24 protein-coding genes are annotated in these 16,542 nt (G+C 45.9%); 9 read left to right on the forward strand and 15 right to left on the reverse strand.

Going from position 1 to position 16,542, the window contains the following annotated elements; genetic code table 11:
* Positions 1-22 precede the first annotated feature (22 nt).
* Positions 23-799 (forward strand): enoyl-ACP reductase FabI, encoded by a 777-nt coding sequence (gene fabI / locus CEF21_RS08675; RefSeq protein ID WP_123915252.1) that lies wholly within the window; start codon positions 23-25, stop codon positions 797-799.
* Positions 800-973: 174 nt separating this feature from the next.
* Here fabI and CEF21_RS08680 read toward each other — a convergent pair whose 3' ends face one another.
* The 3 genes from CEF21_RS08680 to CEF21_RS08690 are packed head-to-tail and all read right to left on the reverse strand — an operon-like array spanning position 974 to position 1,687.
* Positions 974-1,171, reverse strand: a complete 198-nt coding sequence (locus CEF21_RS08680; RefSeq protein WP_123915255.1) for a hypothetical protein — start codon at positions 1,169-1,171, stop codon at positions 974-976.
* Positions 1,168-1,485: a DUF2178 domain-containing protein gene (locus CEF21_RS08685; protein ID WP_123915257.1), complete on the reverse strand. Its 318-nt coding sequence runs from the start codon at positions 1,483-1,485 to the stop codon at positions 1,168-1,170. The genes CEF21_RS08680 and CEF21_RS08685 overlap by 4 nt, the downstream gene beginning before the upstream one ends.
* On the reverse strand, positions 1,463-1,687 hold the full coding sequence (locus CEF21_RS08690; protein WP_123915260.1) for a helix-turn-helix transcriptional regulator: 225 nt from the start codon (positions 1,685-1,687) through the stop codon (positions 1,463-1,465). The genes CEF21_RS08685 and CEF21_RS08690 overlap by 23 nt, the downstream gene beginning before the upstream one ends.
* A 153-nt stretch (positions 1,688-1,840) precedes the next feature.
* On the opposite strand from CEF21_RS08690, the gene purU reads away from it, so the two are divergent.
* Both purU and CEF21_RS08700 read left to right on the forward strand, forming a co-directional pair.
* Positions 1,841-2,743 carry a formyltetrahydrofolate deformylase gene (gene purU / locus CEF21_RS08695; RefSeq protein ID WP_123915263.1) on the forward strand — a complete coding sequence of 301 codons (903 nt, stop codon included), beginning with the start codon at positions 1,841-1,843 and terminating at the stop codon, positions 2,741-2,743.
* Between the two features lie 60 nt (positions 2,744-2,803).
* A complete protein-coding gene (locus tag CEF21_RS08700; protein WP_164462133.1) occupies positions 2,804-3,430 on the forward strand; it encodes a CotO family spore coat protein in 627 nt (208 codons plus the stop codon).
* Positions 3,431-3,505: 75 nt separating this feature from the next.
* Here CEF21_RS08700 and CEF21_RS08705 read toward each other — a convergent pair whose 3' ends face one another.
* The 5 genes from CEF21_RS08705 to CEF21_RS08725 all read right to left on the reverse strand — a co-directional run bounded on the left by CEF21_RS08705 (position 3,506) and on the right by CEF21_RS08725 (position 6,916).
* The gene (locus CEF21_RS08705) at positions 3,506-3,952 is read right to left on the reverse strand and encodes a CotY/CotZ family spore coat protein (RefSeq protein ID WP_123915268.1); all 447 of its coding nucleotides are present in this window, start codon (positions 3,950-3,952) and stop codon (positions 3,506-3,508) included.
* Between the two features lie 1,031 nt (positions 3,953-4,983).
* Positions 4,984-5,478 carry a CotY/CotZ family spore coat protein gene (locus tag CEF21_RS08710; RefSeq protein ID WP_123915271.1) on the reverse strand — a complete coding sequence of 165 codons (495 nt, stop codon included), beginning with the start codon at positions 5,476-5,478 and terminating at the stop codon, positions 4,984-4,986.
* Positions 5,479-5,644: 166 nt separating this feature from the next.
* Positions 5,645-6,109 (reverse strand): spore coat protein, encoded by a 465-nt coding sequence (locus tag CEF21_RS08715; protein ID WP_123915274.1) that lies wholly within the window; start codon positions 6,107-6,109, stop codon positions 5,645-5,647.
* Positions 6,110-6,202: 93 nt separating this feature from the next.
* A complete protein-coding gene (locus CEF21_RS08720) occupies positions 6,203-6,481 on the reverse strand; it encodes a hypothetical protein (protein ID WP_123915276.1) in 279 nt (92 codons plus the stop codon).
* Between the two features lie 36 nt (positions 6,482-6,517).
* Positions 6,518-6,916: a spore coat protein gene (locus tag CEF21_RS08725; RefSeq protein WP_123915279.1), complete on the reverse strand. Its 399-nt coding sequence runs from the start codon at positions 6,914-6,916 to the stop codon at positions 6,518-6,520.
* A 144-nt stretch (positions 6,917-7,060) separates the two neighbouring features.
* Here CEF21_RS08725 and CEF21_RS08730 point away from each other — a divergent pair, with 144 nt between their 5' ends.
* From CEF21_RS08730 to spoVIF, 4 genes are all read left to right on the forward strand, one after another.
* Positions 7,061-7,399, forward strand: coding sequence for a DUF1360 domain-containing protein (locus CEF21_RS08730; RefSeq protein WP_123915281.1), 339 nt, complete (start codon positions 7,061-7,063; stop codon positions 7,397-7,399).
* A 260-nt stretch (positions 7,400-7,659) separates the two neighbouring features.
* Positions 7,660-7,872 (forward strand): hypothetical protein, encoded by a 213-nt coding sequence (locus CEF21_RS08735; protein ID WP_123915284.1) that lies wholly within the window; start codon positions 7,660-7,662, stop codon positions 7,870-7,872.
* Between the two features lie 87 nt (positions 7,873-7,959).
* A complete protein-coding gene (locus CEF21_RS08740; protein WP_123915287.1) occupies positions 7,960-8,085 on the forward strand; it encodes a YjcZ family sporulation protein in 126 nt (41 codons plus the stop codon).
* A 137-nt stretch (positions 8,086-8,222) separates the two neighbouring features.
* Positions 8,223-8,477 carry a sporulation-specific transcription regulator SpoVIF gene (gene spoVIF, locus CEF21_RS08745; protein ID WP_123915290.1) on the forward strand — a complete coding sequence of 85 codons (255 nt, stop codon included), beginning with the start codon at positions 8,223-8,225 and terminating at the stop codon, positions 8,475-8,477.
* Positions 8,478-8,519: 42 nt separating this feature from the next.
* Here spoVIF and CEF21_RS08750 read toward each other — a convergent pair whose 3' ends face one another.
* The 3 genes from CEF21_RS08750 to CEF21_RS08760 all read right to left on the reverse strand — a co-directional run bounded on the left by CEF21_RS08750 (position 8,520) and on the right by CEF21_RS08760 (position 12,843).
* Positions 8,520-9,908, reverse strand: a complete 1,389-nt coding sequence (locus tag CEF21_RS08750; RefSeq protein ID WP_123915293.1) for a M28 family peptidase — start codon at positions 9,906-9,908, stop codon at positions 8,520-8,522.
* 295 nt (positions 9,909-10,203) lie between these two features.
* Positions 10,204-10,446 (reverse strand): hypothetical protein, encoded by a 243-nt coding sequence (locus tag CEF21_RS08755; RefSeq protein WP_123915296.1) that lies wholly within the window; start codon positions 10,444-10,446, stop codon positions 10,204-10,206.
* A gap of 135 nt (positions 10,447-10,581) precedes the next feature.
* A complete protein-coding gene (locus tag CEF21_RS08760; RefSeq protein ID WP_123915299.1) occupies positions 10,582-12,843 on the reverse strand; it encodes a UvrD-helicase domain-containing protein in 2,262 nt (753 codons plus the stop codon).
* Between the two features lie 155 nt (positions 12,844-12,998).
* Between CEF21_RS08760 and CEF21_RS08765 the strand changes: the two genes are divergently transcribed.
* The gene (locus tag CEF21_RS08765; RefSeq protein ID WP_123915302.1) at positions 12,999-13,247 is read left to right on the forward strand and encodes a hypothetical protein; all 249 of its coding nucleotides are present in this window, start codon (positions 12,999-13,001) and stop codon (positions 13,245-13,247) included.
* Between the two features lie 39 nt (positions 13,248-13,286).
* Complete coding sequence (locus CEF21_RS08770) at positions 13,287-13,619, forward strand: tRNA-binding protein (protein WP_123915306.1); 333 nt, start codon at positions 13,287-13,289, stop codon at positions 13,617-13,619.
* A gap of 69 nt (positions 13,620-13,688) precedes the next feature.
* Here the strand turns inward: CEF21_RS08770 and CEF21_RS08775 are convergent, their stop codons facing one another.
* From CEF21_RS08775 to CEF21_RS08790, 4 genes are all read right to left on the reverse strand, one after another.
* Positions 13,689-14,363: a DUF421 domain-containing protein gene (locus tag CEF21_RS08775; RefSeq protein WP_123915309.1), complete on the reverse strand. Its 675-nt coding sequence runs from the start codon at positions 14,361-14,363 to the stop codon at positions 13,689-13,691.
* Between the two features lie 75 nt (positions 14,364-14,438).
* Entirely contained in the window at positions 14,439-14,861 is a 423-nt protein-coding gene (locus CEF21_RS08780) for a GNAT family N-acetyltransferase (RefSeq protein WP_123915311.1), read from the reverse strand.
* Positions 14,861-15,379, reverse strand: a complete 519-nt coding sequence (locus CEF21_RS08785) for a YjcG family protein (protein ID WP_123915314.1) — start codon at positions 15,377-15,379, stop codon at positions 14,861-14,863. The genes CEF21_RS08780 and CEF21_RS08785 overlap by 1 nt, the downstream gene beginning before the upstream one ends.
* Positions 15,380-15,411: 32 nt before the next feature.
* Positions 15,412-16,131, reverse strand: coding sequence for an alpha/beta hydrolase (locus CEF21_RS08790; RefSeq protein ID WP_123915318.1), 720 nt, complete (start codon positions 16,129-16,131; stop codon positions 15,412-15,414).
* Positions 16,132-16,542 lie beyond the last annotated feature (411 nt).

A 16,542-nucleotide genomic window follows, 5' to 3' on the forward strand; every position in this document is an offset into this window, starting at 1 on the left:
TATAAAACAGGAGGCACGCCCGATGAACGTTTCTTTAGAAGGCCGCAATATTGTGGTAATGGGAGTCGCAAACAAGCGCAGCATTGCCTGGGGAATTGCGCGTTCTCTTCATAATGCAGGCGCAAGAATTATTTTTACATATGCAGGAGACCGCTTTGAAAAACCGGTAAAAGACCTTGCCGATACATTGGATCGCAGTGATTCTTTATTTTTTCCATGTGACATCACGAACGATGAAGAAATTAAACAATGCTTTGCCGATATTAAAGCAGAAGTCAGTGTCCTCCACGGAGTAGCCCACTGCATCGCTTTCGCCAATAAAGAAGACCTGGCCGGCGATTATATGGATACCACGCGTGAAGGATTCCTGCTCGCCCACAACATCAGCTCCTATTCTCTGACAGCCGTTGCTAAAGAGGCAAAAGGGCTGATGACAGAAGGCGGCAGCATCGTCACTCTTACGTATCTTGGAGGAGAGCGCGTTGTGAAAAACTACAACGTAATGGGCGTGGCGAAAGCTTCTCTTGATGCCAGCGTGAAATATTTGGCAGAAGACTTAGGGAAAGAAAAAATCCGCGTTAATTCCATTTCGGCAGGTCCGATTCGTACTCTTTCTGCAAAAGGAATCAGCGACTTCAATTCCATTCTGAAGGAAATTGAAGAAAAAGCACCGCTTCGCCGCACGACAACTCCAGAAGAAGTAGGAGATACGGCTCTCTTTCTTTTCAGTGACCTATCCCGCGGCATGACTGGTGAAAACCTGCATGTAGATTCAGGCTATCATATTATCGGCGGATAAACGCCGCAAAAAAGGGACGGTCTAATAAGTCCTGCCCAGAGAAAATAGTTGAACATAAAACCCCCGGGATGCTTTGTTGATGTAAAGCATCCTGGGGGTTTTTGTAAAAAATGGGTGAGCAGCTCTTGCTAAACGGCTAGCCGGGCATTTTAGAAGCCTTTTTGGCCAGCCCCTTCATTCAGCCTTTTTATCTTTTCTGATTTGCTGAAAGGTGAACAAAAGTCCTGTAAATCCGGCAAAAAAAGAAGGGAAAAGGGAGAAAAGAAAGTATTCCCATTCTCCGGAAGCGAGCGAAAGAGAAAGAAACAGAAGCGGAAATCCAATCATAGCAATAAGCGATGCCAGCAGTCCGGCTTTTGTCTGATTGGTCATCCGGCTTGCCTCGAAAAATAAGCGGCTGACACAATTAGCGACAAACAATGAAGGACATAAACTCCGCTTAAAATAAAGAATGAAAGCGAGATTCCTTCGAATAGAATGACTAAAGCCCAGGCAATTAAGATTACTGCAAAGGTTATATTCCAGGAAATTGCTTTCGCGTTGGACATCAGATAATGATAGCGTTCATCTAATCCGCGCTTCTTTTTGCTGAACCGTTTGCCGAAAACAATAGCTGTTCCAGCAAAGATGACGCCCGCTATCAGCCCGGATAAAGCAATCCAATTATTGATCAGCGTTCCAGTCAATATTCTCATCTCCCTCAAAAATAAATAAGTCTTCAATGCTGCATTTAAATACCTGGGCAAGCTTGTGGGCTAAAACAAGAGAGGGCTTATATTTGCCCTTTTCCAATGAGATAACCGTTTGCCTCGATACATCTAACACTTGGGACAGTTCTTCCTGCGTTATCTGGCTTTCTGTCCTTTTTTCACGAATGAGTGACCTCAATATTGGCCTCCTTCAGTCTGTATGTAAAGTTTACTGTACGTTAAGTGTACTTTACTATTTATTGGCAGTCAAGTTCGCTTCCCTTTTTTCTAATAAGAAATTTGATTATAATTAGGAACAATTCAACGTTCATAGGAGGCTTGGGAAAAAGAGATGAAGCCATTGAATAAAGAGCAATTAAAAAAATTCCGGAATAAATATGAGAACAGGGGACGGATTGTGCTGAAATGTGCAGACCGCCCGGGAATTGTCGCGGCCGTTTCCAAATTTTTATTTCAGCATAAAGCAAATATCATCGAGTCCAGCCAGTACTCTTCTGACCCGGAAAGCGGCACCTTTTTCCTGCGGATCGAGTTTGAATGCCCGGATTTAAACGGAAAACTCCCTTCCATACGCGATGCCTTCAAACCAATTGGTTCCGAATACAATATGGAGTGGAAAATTGTGCGGGTAGCGGAACTCACCAAGACCGCGATTTTTGTATCAAAGGAGCCGCACTGTCTGCTCGAACTTTTATGGGCATGGCAAAGCGGGGATATTATGGCGGATATCTGCCTTGTTTTAAGCAATCATGAGGACTGCCGCGACATCGTGGAATCGCTTGGAATTCCGTTTTATCACATCCCTGCCGCAAAAGAGATCAGACAGGAAGCGGAAGCAAGGCAATTGCACCTTCTGAATGAATATAGCATTGAACTCATTATCCTGGCGCGCTACATGCAAATCCTGACGGAGGAATTTGTGGCTGCAAATCCGAACAGGATCATTAATATCCACCATTCCTTCCTTCCTGCCTTCATCGGGGCAAGACCGTATGAACGGGCCCACCAGCGCGGGGTCAAGCTAATAGGCGCAACCTCCCATTATGTAACGAATGAGCTTGATGAAGGGCCGATCATCGAGCAGGATATTGAACGGGTCTCGCATCACGATCATGTGGATGAATTAAAGAGAATCGGCCGTTCCATTGAACGAAGTGTCCTTGCCCGTGCCGTTAAATGGCATCTTGAAGACCGGGTTCTGGTAGACGGAAACAAAACGGTCGTCTTCTCTTAGCATGAAACCGTCCCAAGGCGAATAAACTGTCTTGAATCGTTTATGACCCGGAGGTGGGATATGTTGAGCAATAAAAATGAAAAGCGGCAGCAGCCGCTCATGTATATTGTTCAGCCCGAAACAATTCGGGCAGAAGCTAACATGCAGCAGGTAGCAGTGAGAAAAAAGCCAATCCATCCAAAGACGGAAAAAAAAGCTCCTGAAACCGAGCAGGCTGCAGCACCGCCAGCCGAAGCCGCCCTGGATACACCTCAAGCCGTTCCTGAGGAGAATTTGGCATTGAATGAGACGGCTGAAGAAGTGCTGAAGCTGGAAGAAGCCGTGCCGGTCTCCCCTGTTCATTCGGAAAGGCCGCCGGAAGAGGCCAAAATAGAAAAGGCACCGGAAGAGGTCAAAATAGAAAAGGCACCCGATGAGGGGAAAACAGTAAGCAGCAAGCCGGTGTACGAACGCAAAACAAGGAAAACACTCAATCAGATGAGCGTCGCAGAAAAAATCGCATTCTTCGCCAATTTGCCGGCCAATATCCCAAGAACCCTTTGCCAAGTCGAACTTCCGGACCAGACATACCGGGGAATCATCCTGGGCGAAACAGACGGAATGGTCCAGCTGAGAACCACCGCCAGCTCCCAGCCCGTTCAAATCAAGTCCGAAGACATCCAGGCGATTCAGCCGCTCGGCTTTTAACATCCCTGCTGGCTAAAGAGAATCGAATAAAAAAAGAGCTGAACCGGTTCACCCGAATTCAGCTCTTTTTGCCGTTCAATCGCTATGTGTGCGGTTAATCAGTCTAGGGCTTAAGCATTGAATAGAGCAGAAGCAGTTCAAATCTACTTCAATACAGAAATCCGTTTTTTCCAAACGGAAAACGTCACAAGGACTGTTTTCATGGAAATCCAGCACCTCTGTATCTTCTCCGAACGCAATCAGCAGGCGGAGAGTAGCGCAGCAGCCATTAATGTTCTCGACGCGAAAGAAAATGGTATTAAAGCAATCTCCGGCGGTTAGTCCTCCAACATTCCCGTACGCTTTGAAAGGAGTTCCTTTTTTCGTATATAGAATGAACGGAATCGTATCTCCTAATGTATTCGCTGGGGAAAGAAGGTTGCTGAAACAGCTGGTGGAGCACTGCTCCTCAACAGCATTCTGCAGATCGTTGATATTTTCAACCGCATCGCATACGCAGCCAAAGTCTTTTTGACGAATCATATTATTCCCTCCCGATTAAGGATTTTTATCTATACTAGGATAGGCAGGTACAAGGGTAAATGTGCTAGTGCAAACGCCCATTATTAAAAATAAATTATGTGTTCGCCTGGATCTTCAAGTTGACCGCCTATAACATTAGAGTGGCCGAGATCTTAAAAGGGACTCTCAATGCCAGGGATTAGCGGGTAAACTTCTGATGTCCGGGAAGAATGCCGGACATTAGTGGGTAAGCTGCTGATGTCCGGGAAGAATGCCGGGCATTACCGGTAAACTTCTGATGTCCGGGAAGAATGCCGGGCATTAGCGGGTAAACTTCTGATGTCCGGGAAGAATGCCGGACATAACCGGATAACCTTGTGATGTCCGGGAAGAATGCCGGGCATAACCGGATAACCTTGTGATGTCCGGGAAGAATGCCGGGCATTAGCGGGTAGGCAGCCGATGTCCGGGAAGAATGCCGGACATTACCGGGTAGGCAGCCGATGTCCGGGAAGAATGCCGGACATTGCCGGGTAACCCTCCCATGTCCGGGAAGAATGCCGGACATTGCCGGGTAAACTTCCGATGTCAGGGAAGAATGCCGGACATTACCGGGTAGGCAGCCGATGTCCGGGAAGAATGCCGGACATTACCGGGTAAAATTCCGATGTCCGGGAAGAATGCCGGACATCGCCGGATAAACTGATGCCCGGGAAGAATGCCAGACATAACCGGGTAAGCTGCCGATGTCCGGGAAGAATGCCGGACATTAGCGGGTAAGCTGCCAATGTCAGGGAAGAATGCCGGACATCGCCGGATAAACTGATGCCTGGGAAGAATGCCAGGAATCGCTAAGTACCCCCAATACAGGGAAGAGCCCAGATGAAAAACGCCTTAAAAATAGATTGGCCGGCCATAATTTTCTGGGAAATCAAATCACAGCGTAATTTTTAAATAGACTACGCGAATGATCAACCCTGGCCGCCTGCTTTCACCAGGCAAAACCATGCAGGCAAAAAAAATAGACTACCGTTTAGGCAGTCTATTCGATGTTAACCATGGTGGTGCTTCTTTTTATTCATAGGGGAAACGCGGTTCACCAGTTCAGGTGACAGACATTGGATTGCACAGAAGCAATCAAGGTCTACCTCGATGCAGAAGTCGGATTTTTCAAGTCCGAAGAAATCTTCTGCGCAAGGGTTGCAAACGCCCAGGGTGTCGCCTTCTACGTCTACTGGCTTTAGAAGTTTAAGTGTAGCGCAGCAGCCTCTGAGGGATTCGACACGGAAGAAGATCGTTTCGAAGCAAGTTGCATCGTCCATTAATCCGCCTACGTTTCCATATGCTGAGAATAGCTTTCCTTTTTTATCGAATAACAAGAACGGAATGGTGTCTCGGCCAGGCATGGCAGAAGGGCTTAGCAGGTTGCTGTAGCAGCTGGTCGGGCAGCTTTCTTCAACGGCTTCTTGTTCTGCGAGGATGTTTTCAACCGCTTCGCATACACAGCCTTCGAAGTCGCGTTTTCCATTGTTTTTTCCGCAGCTCATGTTTTCATCTCCTTAGTAATTGGTTGATTGACATTAGTCTTTAACAACATATGAGCGGACATCTTGATTGGTGTGGGTGAACATCACGAATATCTGGGATGATGCGGAAAAAGAAAAAGCAGGCGGGGTGCCTGCTTTAAATCTTCTATTATATTGTGGGGGGGAATTACAGAATGTCGATGGATACTACTAGCGCAAGCAAAATTTGAATCAAAAGCTGCAAAGAAATGGCAACGTCTGTGTCTGTTGTGCTTACGTTTACATTGCGGGAGTTTTCGATGACTAGTTTTTGATTGTTTGCTTGAGTGACTGATGCTTTTTGAAGCAAGTCTTGTGTAACCATTTCAGCGCGGTTGCTGTCAGCGATTGTTAGGTTGATGACTAGTGCGATGGCTACTTGAAGGGCTGCTTGAAGGGATACAGCGATTTGAGTTTCAGTTGTGGATACAACGATTTCGCAAGAGTCTTTGATGATGATGGTTTCAGAAGAAAGCTGAGCAGTGTTGCTTACTTGATCAAACTCCTGATTTACACCTTCACCTTTTGTATCGCAAAAACTGCCTAGTCTGCTGCTGTTTTCAGTTGGATGAGAGCAGCTTTTGTCGTTCGCTACCCAAGAGTAATTTGACATGTTCTTTTTCCTCCTTTCATTGTAATACTATTAAATGTTGGATAAGACGCTTTGGCTTAGACAAACAGCCTGATTGAAAAGCCTATTTTTCAATTAATTGCTGCTTTTTTTGTTTTTGAGCATGTCTCTAAGCGTTGTGTTTTTTGGTGTTTCGACTGCCGGTGCTTCCGATTCTGCTTTCTTTTGGTTTTGAGTGGCTAGGAATTCATCCACTTTTGTCTGCAGATCCAGGACGACTGCTTTGATTTTGGCTTTTTGGTCATCCGTTAGCTCTTTTCTTGTTTCTTCTGTGATTTTATTCTTATTGAATACATCGGAAACGAAAAGCTGCATGAGGGTGGCAGAGATTTCATTTAAATTGTCTTTTGACATGTTGGTCACTCCTTTTTGGGAAAATGTAAGAAAGGGCTAAAGAATATCGATCTGTGCCAGCAGAGCCAGCAAAAGTTGGATGAGCAGCTGCAGGGAGATGGCTAAATCGGTATTGGTTGACCGGACGATGACGTTTTCAGATCTCAGTACGATGATGCGCTGCTTTTTACTTTGCCGGATGATGGCATTGTTTAAGAGATGCTGGGTCACTTGTTCCGCGCGGACGCTGTCTGCAATCGTTAAATTGACTGCAAGGGCGATGGCCACCTGGATGGCAGCTTGTATGGACAGAGCAAGCTGAGTGTCGGTAGTTTCGATGGTGATAAACTCTGAATCTTTCACATAGATTCCTTCGTCGGAGAGCTGAAATAAAGAGGAACTCTGCTCGGCATCCTGGCTCACTGCTTCATCCATGACTGACCATTCATTAGACAAATGATTCACTCCTTTCCCATATATACATAGTAAATGCAGGAGCGTCCGGATTGGACTGATGAAAACATACAGATTTATCCCGATTTTTTTTCATAATTGTTCCTGCGCTTCATATCGTAGTAAGGGAATGGATGGTGGGAAAATATGCTGCAAAGCTGGCTGACGGCAGCTCTATTCGGTCTGGCGATTTTTCGTCTGACCCGTTTGGTTGTATTTGATAAAATCACAGACTGGATCAGAAGGCCGTTTCATGAGGAATATGAGGTGAATGGAGAAATCTATATAAAAATGAAAGGAAAAGGATGGAGGAAGTGGATCGGGGAGCTTCTCAGCTGCTACTGGTGTACCGGAATGTGGTGCACAGCCTTTCTTTACGGAAGCTGGCTGCTGTGGCCGGCCGGTGCGGAGCCGCTGATCTGCATCCTCGCTCTTGCAGGGCTTGCAGGAGTGATTGAATCAGCCGTTTCGAGGCTGCTGGATTAGGTTGATGACTCAGTCAAAATCTTGCTTTCCTTCATAAAATACCGTATCACCGAATAAGAAAGGTGGAGCGGAGATGAGTAAGCCCTATATGAATTCATATCCGAAAACTGCGGCAAAGCAGGTTTCAAAGCCTGTTAAGAAAAAAGGCTGCGGCTGCGGAAGTAAAAAAAAGTAAAGCCATAAAAGCAGGAAATGTCCCTGCTTTTTTTTGTGTCTTCCTATATACAGGAATTCATAGTGTATAGCAGGGAGGGATGGAATTGGGAAAAAGCTTGAGCAAAGAATTTGAAACATTTATCGGAAACCGGATGAAGGATCACGATGCAGTCATGAAAAAGAGTGACAGCTGGTTAAGCGGGAAAGAAAAGGACCTGAATAAAATGGAGACAGCGGCTGATGGGTTTGATGCAGAAATGGAGAAATTTGCAGGAGATATAGAAAAATGGATTGGTACCCGCAGTTCGAAAAAATAATTTCAAAAGGAATTAAGCGAATGTCCATACCCTTTCCGGCGGATCTACATATGTTGTAGAGAAGAAGGAAAGGGAGGTGCTTGGCTAATGGGTTACGGATGTTATGGATACGGCGGCGGCTACGGCGGTGGCGGTTACTACGGTTCTACTTTCGTTCTAATCGTAGTATTGTTCATTCTTTTGATCATCGTTGGTGCTTCTTTCTACAACTAATTAAAAACATGCAGTCTCCTTCAAAGATATGCAGACAGGAAAGTACGGGCTTATGGTCCGTACTTTCTCCGTTTAGGAAACGCACCATTTTTTGGGCACCTTCATAAGATAAATCAACAGGTAAGGAGGCAGAAAAAATGGATAATAAATTCTTTAAAAATATTGAAAAGAAAACCGGCGTGAACATGAACGAAATCCTGAATCTTGCCAATTCTCTTCAGAACGCGAATTTCCGGGATGAAACAACCGTCCGCAACGTCATCCGCAAGGTGGCTCAAATCGCCAACAAAAAAGTACCGAAAGAAACCGAAGACAAAATCGTCAACTCCATCGTAAATGGAAAAGAAAAGCTGGATTTTAACACAATCTCTAAAATGATCAATAAAAAATGAACAAAAGCCTTTCGTCCCGCTGGATGAAAGGCTTTTGTTTTTTTAATTCAATTCCTGCTCCTGAACCATTTCCGGTGCCGCCTTCACCTTCGGCCCGTTGAAAATCTTCGGCCATTTGATGTCGAGACGGGCACGCTCATAAACAGAGGTACTGACGATTTCTGCTACATCCTGAAGCTTGTCCTTGCTGATTTTATCAATGGTATCCTGAGGAGTGTGATACCAGGGCTCAGTCGGTTCGTGGATAAATAGGGCTGCCGGAATGCCTGCTTCCGCAAACGGAACATGGTCACTTCGCCCGCCCTGTCCGAACGGAGTAGGCTCTCCATTCAGTTTTTCGCTTTTACTTTGGGCAAGCTCTGTTACTAAATTTGGTTTGCCGTCGAGAGTCAGCATGACAAGATCCCCGGCATCCTTGCTTCCAACCATATCCAGGTTAAAGTTTGCAATGGTCCGGCTGATTTCATCATCTGTTAAGTTCTCAACATAATGGTAAGAACCGAGAAGGCCCACTTCCTCTGCACCGAAGGTTACAAATCGGAGCTCGGTATCCGTTGGCACATTTTTATAAATACGGGCCATTTCCAGAGTCATCGCGGTACCGGAAGCATCATCATTCGCCCCTGGTGCTCCTTGAACCGAATCATGATGAGAGCCGATGACGATCACATCACTTTTTTTGTTTTTTGAAACAGCCGGCTTTTTCACAGCGATGACATTATGGGAGGTGCGGGTCTCCACTTTTCCGCCTTCTACATTCAAATCTGCCGTTAACCGTTCACCGCCGCTGATTTTAGCGGCAAGCGCCTCGCCCTCTGCTTTTGTCAGAGCCACAGCAGGCACATATTGATCGTTCGCTGCTCCTAATGTGCCGCTCAGGGCACCAGTTGTATTATTGTAAATGATGACCGCGGCTGCCCCTTTTTCCGCAGCGTTCAGAACTTTCTCGGCAAAACTGATTTCACCGCGTTTAATCAAAGCAATTTTTCCTGATAGATCAGTATTTTGGAGCTCTTCCTTTTTTCCAAGACCCGCAAGAACGAGTTCTCCTGAAACCTTCCCGCCGACTGTGTATGTAAAGGAGCTAGGCTTAAAGCTTTCTGATCCCGCTGTCAGCTCAATCTTTGAAGGAGCCGTATAACCTTCAAATGTAAAAGGCTGAATCTCAGTTTTGTATCCATAAGACTCAAATTTTTTCTTCACATATTGAACAGCCTTCCACTCGGATTCCGTCCCGGCGACACGAGGTGTTCTGGAAAGCTCTGCAATCGTGCTGTAAATCTTCTCAGCATCAATCTTCTTGAGGATTTTTTTCTCCGTTACATTGAGCTCATAAGCCTGCTCAGCAGGTTTTGCCAAAACCGTTTGTGTACCCGCTGCACTGAATGCAAGCGCCGCAGCAAGCACCGAAGCAAGAATAGGTTTGTTCATCATAGACCCCCAGTAAGTGATAGATTTATAGTTTTATTTTATAGCGTTTCGGTTCCCGTAATAAGTGACCATATGACCGAACTGAAGTGGTCTGAATATTCTATTTTTTAGTGGAATTTGAATTAAATGGTAATTTAGGCGCGGTGTAAAGGTCCCTTTGGAGGAAAAACATGTCGGTGATTAAAGAGGGGGGAGGAGTGTCTCATTTCTAACAGAGAAATCTCTGCTAGATTTGTCCTCGATAAACGGTTTAATCAAAAAGAAGCAGAGCGCGTGTTCCGCTCTGCTTCTCCGTCTATATACTGACGGCTATGGAATAAAGAAGGTAAATAATAAGAACAACAGCCAGTGCAATTTTTGAGACATCCCGGATACGTTTATCAGGGAAGGCGAGATTCAGCAAATAGAAAAAGCCAACAGCCCAAATGCCGTTTTGGAAAAAAGTGAAGAAGATGTTTCGCAGCACGGTGAGAAATTCCAATTTCCACAGCTCCTTTCCGCTTTCTACTCTAAATGTATGGATGTTTTCATAAAACATTCCGGTGCCTGCAATCAATCCCGATATTCTCGCTGCTCTAATTCCTGCCGCCTCCTTAACCGACAAAATAAAAACAGGGAAACGCCTAGAATGCGTCTCCCTGTTTTAAGAATTAGTTTTCTCGGACACTATTTCTTATTCAATCGCCTGAAAAAACCTCGAAGGTGAGCTTCTTTTTCCGCGTCTTGTCTGGGGAGCTGATAGATAAAGCTCGAATTGAGCACGGGTCATGGCCACATAAAGAAGCCGGCGTTCTTCTTCAAAGGATGCAAAGTCTCCGTTTCGGGCGGATTCCAGTGAAAAGTCGTGGGGGATGCTTCCGTCTACAGCGCCAAGGACATAGACATACGGAAATTCAAGTCCTTTGGATCGGTGGATGGTCATGAGACGTACGCCGTTTGCCTGGTTGCGGCCGCTTTTTTTGATATCGGCGGACAGGGCGGTCATATGGTCTGCGTGGTCGATCAGTTCAGGGACCGTACTGAACTTTTTGGCCGCGACTTTTAGGTCTTGCAGATCGTCGGATCCCTTGTCCATTTTATTTCCTTCATTGCCCCGTTTTTTAATGGTGTCCGCAAGTCCCATTTTTTTCTCGATCAGATTTAGGGCATCCAGAGGAGCCATCGTGCGGATTCGTTTGAAATAAGGGAGAATGTCCCGGATTTTTTTCTGCTGGAAGGGCTTTATGTCCTGAATATGAAGCAAGGCTTCCAAAAGGGAGCAGTCGTTTAAGATGGATAGGGCTTTTATATCTTGCAAAACCTGGGATTTCAAAAATAAGGCAAAAATCAGGTCTTTCATCGCTTGTCCGTCATCCGGATTTACCGCTAATCTTAAATAGGCGAGCGGGGTTCTGACCATTTTCCGTTCGTAGAATGAGCCTGTTTCCTGATCGACAGCGAATGGGATGCTCGACTCGCTTAACCGTTCAAAGATCGCGCGGCCGCCGGTATGGGTTCTGTACAGGACCGCAAATTCTTCAGGTTTCCGTCCATTCCGTATTTTCTCTTTCAAGTCGTTTACAATCAGGGTGGCTTCTTCCTCTTCATCGTATGGATAGAAAAACATTGGTTTGATTCCGTTTGTAAAGGTGGCGTCCATTTTCTTCTTATGCCGTTCCCGGTTCTTGGCAATCATTTTGTTCGCTGTAGCGACAATTTCATGGCTGGAACGGTAGTTGGAAGCAAGGTGAATCACCTTTGCACCCGGAAAATCCTTCGTAAACTGGAGCAGGAAAGCGGGATTGCTTCCGCGAAAAGCATAGATGGACTGATCGTCATCTCCCACAGCAAAAACGGATTGATGTTTGGCGGACAAGAGCTGAATGATTTCGTACTGAACTTGATTAATGTCCTGGAATTCGTCGATTAAAATGGATGCAAACCGGTTTTGATACGCTTCCCGGATACTCTCGTTGTTTTCGAGCAAAAGCAGGCACTGAAGCAGCATATCATCGAAATCAAATTGACCGCTTGCTTCTTTATACTCTTCGTATTTCGTGTACAGGAAAGCGATTTGTTCTTCCCATTTGTCTTCCGGTTTTATATCGGAAGGGGAGAGGCGCGTATTCTTCCACAGTCCGATTTGCTGAAGAGCCTGGTCAAAAGGGAAATCCGTTTCATCCAGCTTAATTTCCCGGCCGGCCTGTTTTACATACTGTTCGCGCTGCCATTCCTTCAGCAAATGCCTGGAATCCCAGCGTTCCCGGTCATGATGGGTGAGAATCCGGTAGAAAATGCCGTGGAACGTGCCGGTCACCATCCGGTTCACCTGCTGCATGGAAAGCCCGTACAGGGAGGCCATGCGCTCCTTCATTTCCTTTGCTGCTTTAACGGTAAAGGTGATCAGCATGATGGATGCGGGATCGGCTCCCGTTTCCTGAATCAAATAGGCAGCCCGAGAAGTGAGTACCCTGGTTTTACCGCTCCCCGCCCCGGCGAGAACAAGGGTTGAGGCGGCATCTGATGTCACCGCAGCGGCTTGAGCCTGATTGAGTGTAATATCATCAAAGAGGGTAATGAACGGATCGTTTTTTTCTGTAAACGGCGTGATGATGCCGGGGAAGTCAGGGTTTTTCCAGACAACAGAAGGCTTCGGCTGATCAGAATCCGTAATGGAGCGATTTTTTGGAATACGGAAAGCTCCCACTGTTTCGGCCACTCGTGCCGGTTCTTCCGCTTTGGCCGGTTTGTAAGCGTTTAAGCATTCATTCGAATCCGTTTGATCCCGATGTGTAAATTCCGGCGGTGCGGCAATACTCATCTGCAGCACCATCGGTTTTCCGCAAACCGGACATTCAAGCAAACCGGCTTTGCCAAGGTCGTAAAGTTTTTGGTAATCCTCCCGCGGGTAAGCGGGGAGTTCTATTAATCTATCTGAATATTTAGCAAAAAACATCGGAATTCCTCCCATAAAATCTCGATTGGGCGCGTAAACTATATGTAAAATAGACAAGAATCATCTTAACACAGACTCATAGAGAAAGAAAAAGGTGATGGTCACGTTTTTTCGCTAAATTATGGGGTATATCATTATTAAAGGAGTGTGGGAAGATGAGTTGGATTGCACCAGTTCAAATGGATCAGTACACACAATATGCGAACCGTTCTGTTGAGGTAAAGGATGATTATGCCTCTTTAAACCGTGTCTCGAAAATTCATCTTCAGCGTGATAAAATGGAGGAAGAACGCAAGTATGAGGAAAGCCGTTTCTCGCGAATTCTTGATCGTGTTAAACGCTCTTCCACGCAAGCCTTGCCTTCAGAACCCGGCAAAGGTCTTTCATTTGATGTGAGGATTTAGCGCGAGAAGTCAGAATGTTCTATTAAAAAGGAGATGTAAATGGCTGTTATTGAGGATTTTCAAAAACTTGATATTCGGATTGGAACGATTGTAAAAGCAGAGGATTTTCCAGAAGCGAGGATCCCAGCCATTAAAATGGAAATAGATTTCGGAGACGAACTGGGCATAAAGCAATCCAGTGCTCAAATTACTAAGCACTATAAGGCGAGTCTTCTCCCTGGTGTCCAAGTCGCGGCCGTTGTCAATTTTCCACCTCGAAAAATTGCAGGGTACCGGTCAGAGGTTCTCGTAATCGGAGCCGTGACAGGGGAAGGTGAAGTGGTCCTGCTGAAACCGGATGCACCTGTTAAAAATGGAACCCCCATTGCGTGATCACCTTATGATAAAAGGGGAAAGCCGTTCCGTACGCCTGGAACGGCTGACTGAAGACCAGATGCTGGTCTATTTTTTTTGCACATAGAGCCCTTCTCCCTTGCGCCACTCTGCGTATAAAACGTGCTTGTAGGAGTGAATGTCCTGAGCAGAAAGTTCCTTTTTCAGCCACTCTTCCTCGAGACCCGCCTCCTCCAGATTGTCTCTTTGTACCGACCCATCGAGCACGAGGCTGTAAGGGAGGACCGGACTGGTTCCGCTAAAAGAAAAATCAGACCGGACGGGAAGGTCGTACTGCGGCTTTTTCAGAATGCTCACACTGCCATCCGTTTCCAGGATGGCGAACTCAATTTCCCTCATGGAAAAGGTTCCCTTCGACCGGATAAGATGCTGAAGCTGATTTAGATCAAGCTTCTCTTTTTTTAGCTGGCTTCTTAAAATCTGTCCGTTCCGAATAATGATGGTCGGACTTCCTTCCATGATTATCCTTGCTTTATTCGATTTCTGGGTCAGCCATTCTATAACGAAAATTAAGAGACCCCAGACAAAAATGGCAAATATAATATCAATAAGTCCAATTTCATCATCATAGACTGCGTTTCCCACCAGTTCGCCTAATACAAGGGCAGATATAAAGTCAAACGTGGTTATTTGTGTAATTTGAGTTTTTCCAAGCAGTCTGGACATTACAAACAATCCAAAAAAGCCAACGACCAGCTCGGCCGTGATCCGGTACATATCCATTGTCATCACCCTTTATAGGTTGCACACGAAAAAAGGTTTTCAATCAAAGAAAAACAGACAGCGTGTCGCTGTCTGTTATGTACGGCTCTTAATCATCGTCACATGGGGGATGCCGGCGTCCATAAAAACTCCGGAACGGACATCATACCCAAGCTTTTCGTAAAAAGGTATGGCTTGCGTCTGGGCATTCAGTTTGAATTTCTCAATGTTGGGAGCAGCAACAATTTCAAGCTCCTTCATAATCAGACTGCCTGCGCCTTTTCCTCGGTGGGAAGGGAGGATGCAGATGCGTTCAAGCTTGCCGTATCCGTCTACTTCACGAATTCTGCCTGTGCCGACCGGCTCGCTTTCGTCGTATAGAACGACATGGACCGATGTTTCTTCATTTTCGTCCACTTCTTCCTCTGCAGGCACTTGCTGTTCTTCTACAAATACCTTCATCCGGATTGAGAAGGCATCCTGCATTTCTTTTTCCGTTTGGACAACTTTTGCGTGCATTAGAGTTCTCCTTTTTCAAGGATAAACGTTTCATAAACCGTCCAGGCACCGTTTTCAAGCTGGTACAGCAGATGGAAACGGTCAATCAGTTCGATGTGATGATTTTCCTGCATTTTCAGCTGTCCTAAAACATCCGCCATCTCCGCATCGGAAAGCTTTTGGCCAATCGTAATGTGAGGGACAAAAGAATACTCAGGCTTGGAATCAAGGGAACCGGAATGCAGCGCGGCGTGAAGGTCCATCAGTTCATCTGTTGGCTCTACCTTCAGGTAAATAACATTGTTAACCGGTGAAAAAGAACTGATTTTCTGCACTTCCAGCTTAATCGGACTGTGGCCGTTGGCAAGAGATCGTAGTTCTTTGGAAATCGCCTTAATTTCTTCATCCGACGCTTCAAACGGAGCCTTAAGCGTCAAATGCGGCGGAATGAGTGCATAGTGAGGGTCATAGCGTTTTCGATAGGAATTCGCCAGATCTTGAAGTTTTTTAGCCGGGAATAAGACAATTCCATATTTCATTTAGGTTCCCTCCAGTAGTAAGGATGATTTAATTAAAACATGGCTTTAAGCGCCTTTGGAAGCAAAGGCTGCCAATGTGTCCATGTGTGGTCCCCATCAAATTCTTCATATGTGTAGGGAAATCCTTTTTTTTCGATCGCTTTTTGCAATAAGCGATTGGGTTCGATGAAATTCTCCACCTTGCCCGCAGTCGTTTTGACTTCTGTTTCTTTTTTGCCGATCTGATGATAGATGGTCATATCAGCACTTGCAGCTGCCTCGGCCGCCTTGAGCACTTGATCATCTACATAAGGTGACTGCATAATTATTTTACCAAATATACTCGGATAGTCGAGGGCTGTCATAAAACCAATGGTCGCTGCGAGAGAATCCCCGATCAGCGCCCGCCCCTGTCCAACCTGGTAAGTTGGAAACTCTCTGTCTAGAAAAGGGACAAGTTCATGGGCAAGAAAGCGTTTATAGGCAGAGAACTTTTCTCCGTCCGGATGGTACTTAGCCCGCCGGTCCTGAACATTCTGATATGGAATTCCGACAATGATCAGGTTTTCCGCATCGCCGTTTTCAAGCAGTGCTTCATATTGCCGGGCAATGCGCCCGAGCCTGAAATAATCCTGTCCATCCTGCGCAATGAGCAAGCTGTATTTATACAGCGGGGAGTAGTTTTTCGGCAAGTATGTAAGGACAGTCAATTCTTCGTTCAATGCTTCTGAGAAAAAAGACGATTCTTTAACGACTCCAGTTTGCTTCTCCACAGTTAAATCCTCCAGATGAATAGATTGATCATGATTAGAATCCGATTCTGCGCCTGGCTCCGGCCGTTTGCTTCTTTGGGGCTGCAGGACAGGACGCCGCGCTTTTAGCAGAACTTCTATACTAGAAGCGCCCTGCGCATTTGGAATATGACGGATAAGATGTTTGTACTAAGTTTTTGCGTCTAGCTCCGGCCGCTAGCCGTTCGGCCGCTTCGCTTCTTCTGTCAGGGCAAAAAGCGCCCTTCTGTCAGAAGCTCCACCGTCTTTCACGGCTGGGCAAGCGCCCTACGCTTTAGGAGTATAACGGATAAGTGTTTGTACTAAGTTTTTGCGTCTAGCTCCGGCGCCTAGCCCCTCGAGGTCATAAGCCACTCAACCTGCGAAAGGAAAAACGCCTTTCTCCGGCTGATT

It is taken from the genome of Bacillus sp. FJAT-42376 (assembly GCF_003816055.1).
Taxonomy (GTDB): domain Bacteria; phylum Bacillota; class Bacilli; order Bacillales; family Bacillaceae; genus Metabacillus_B.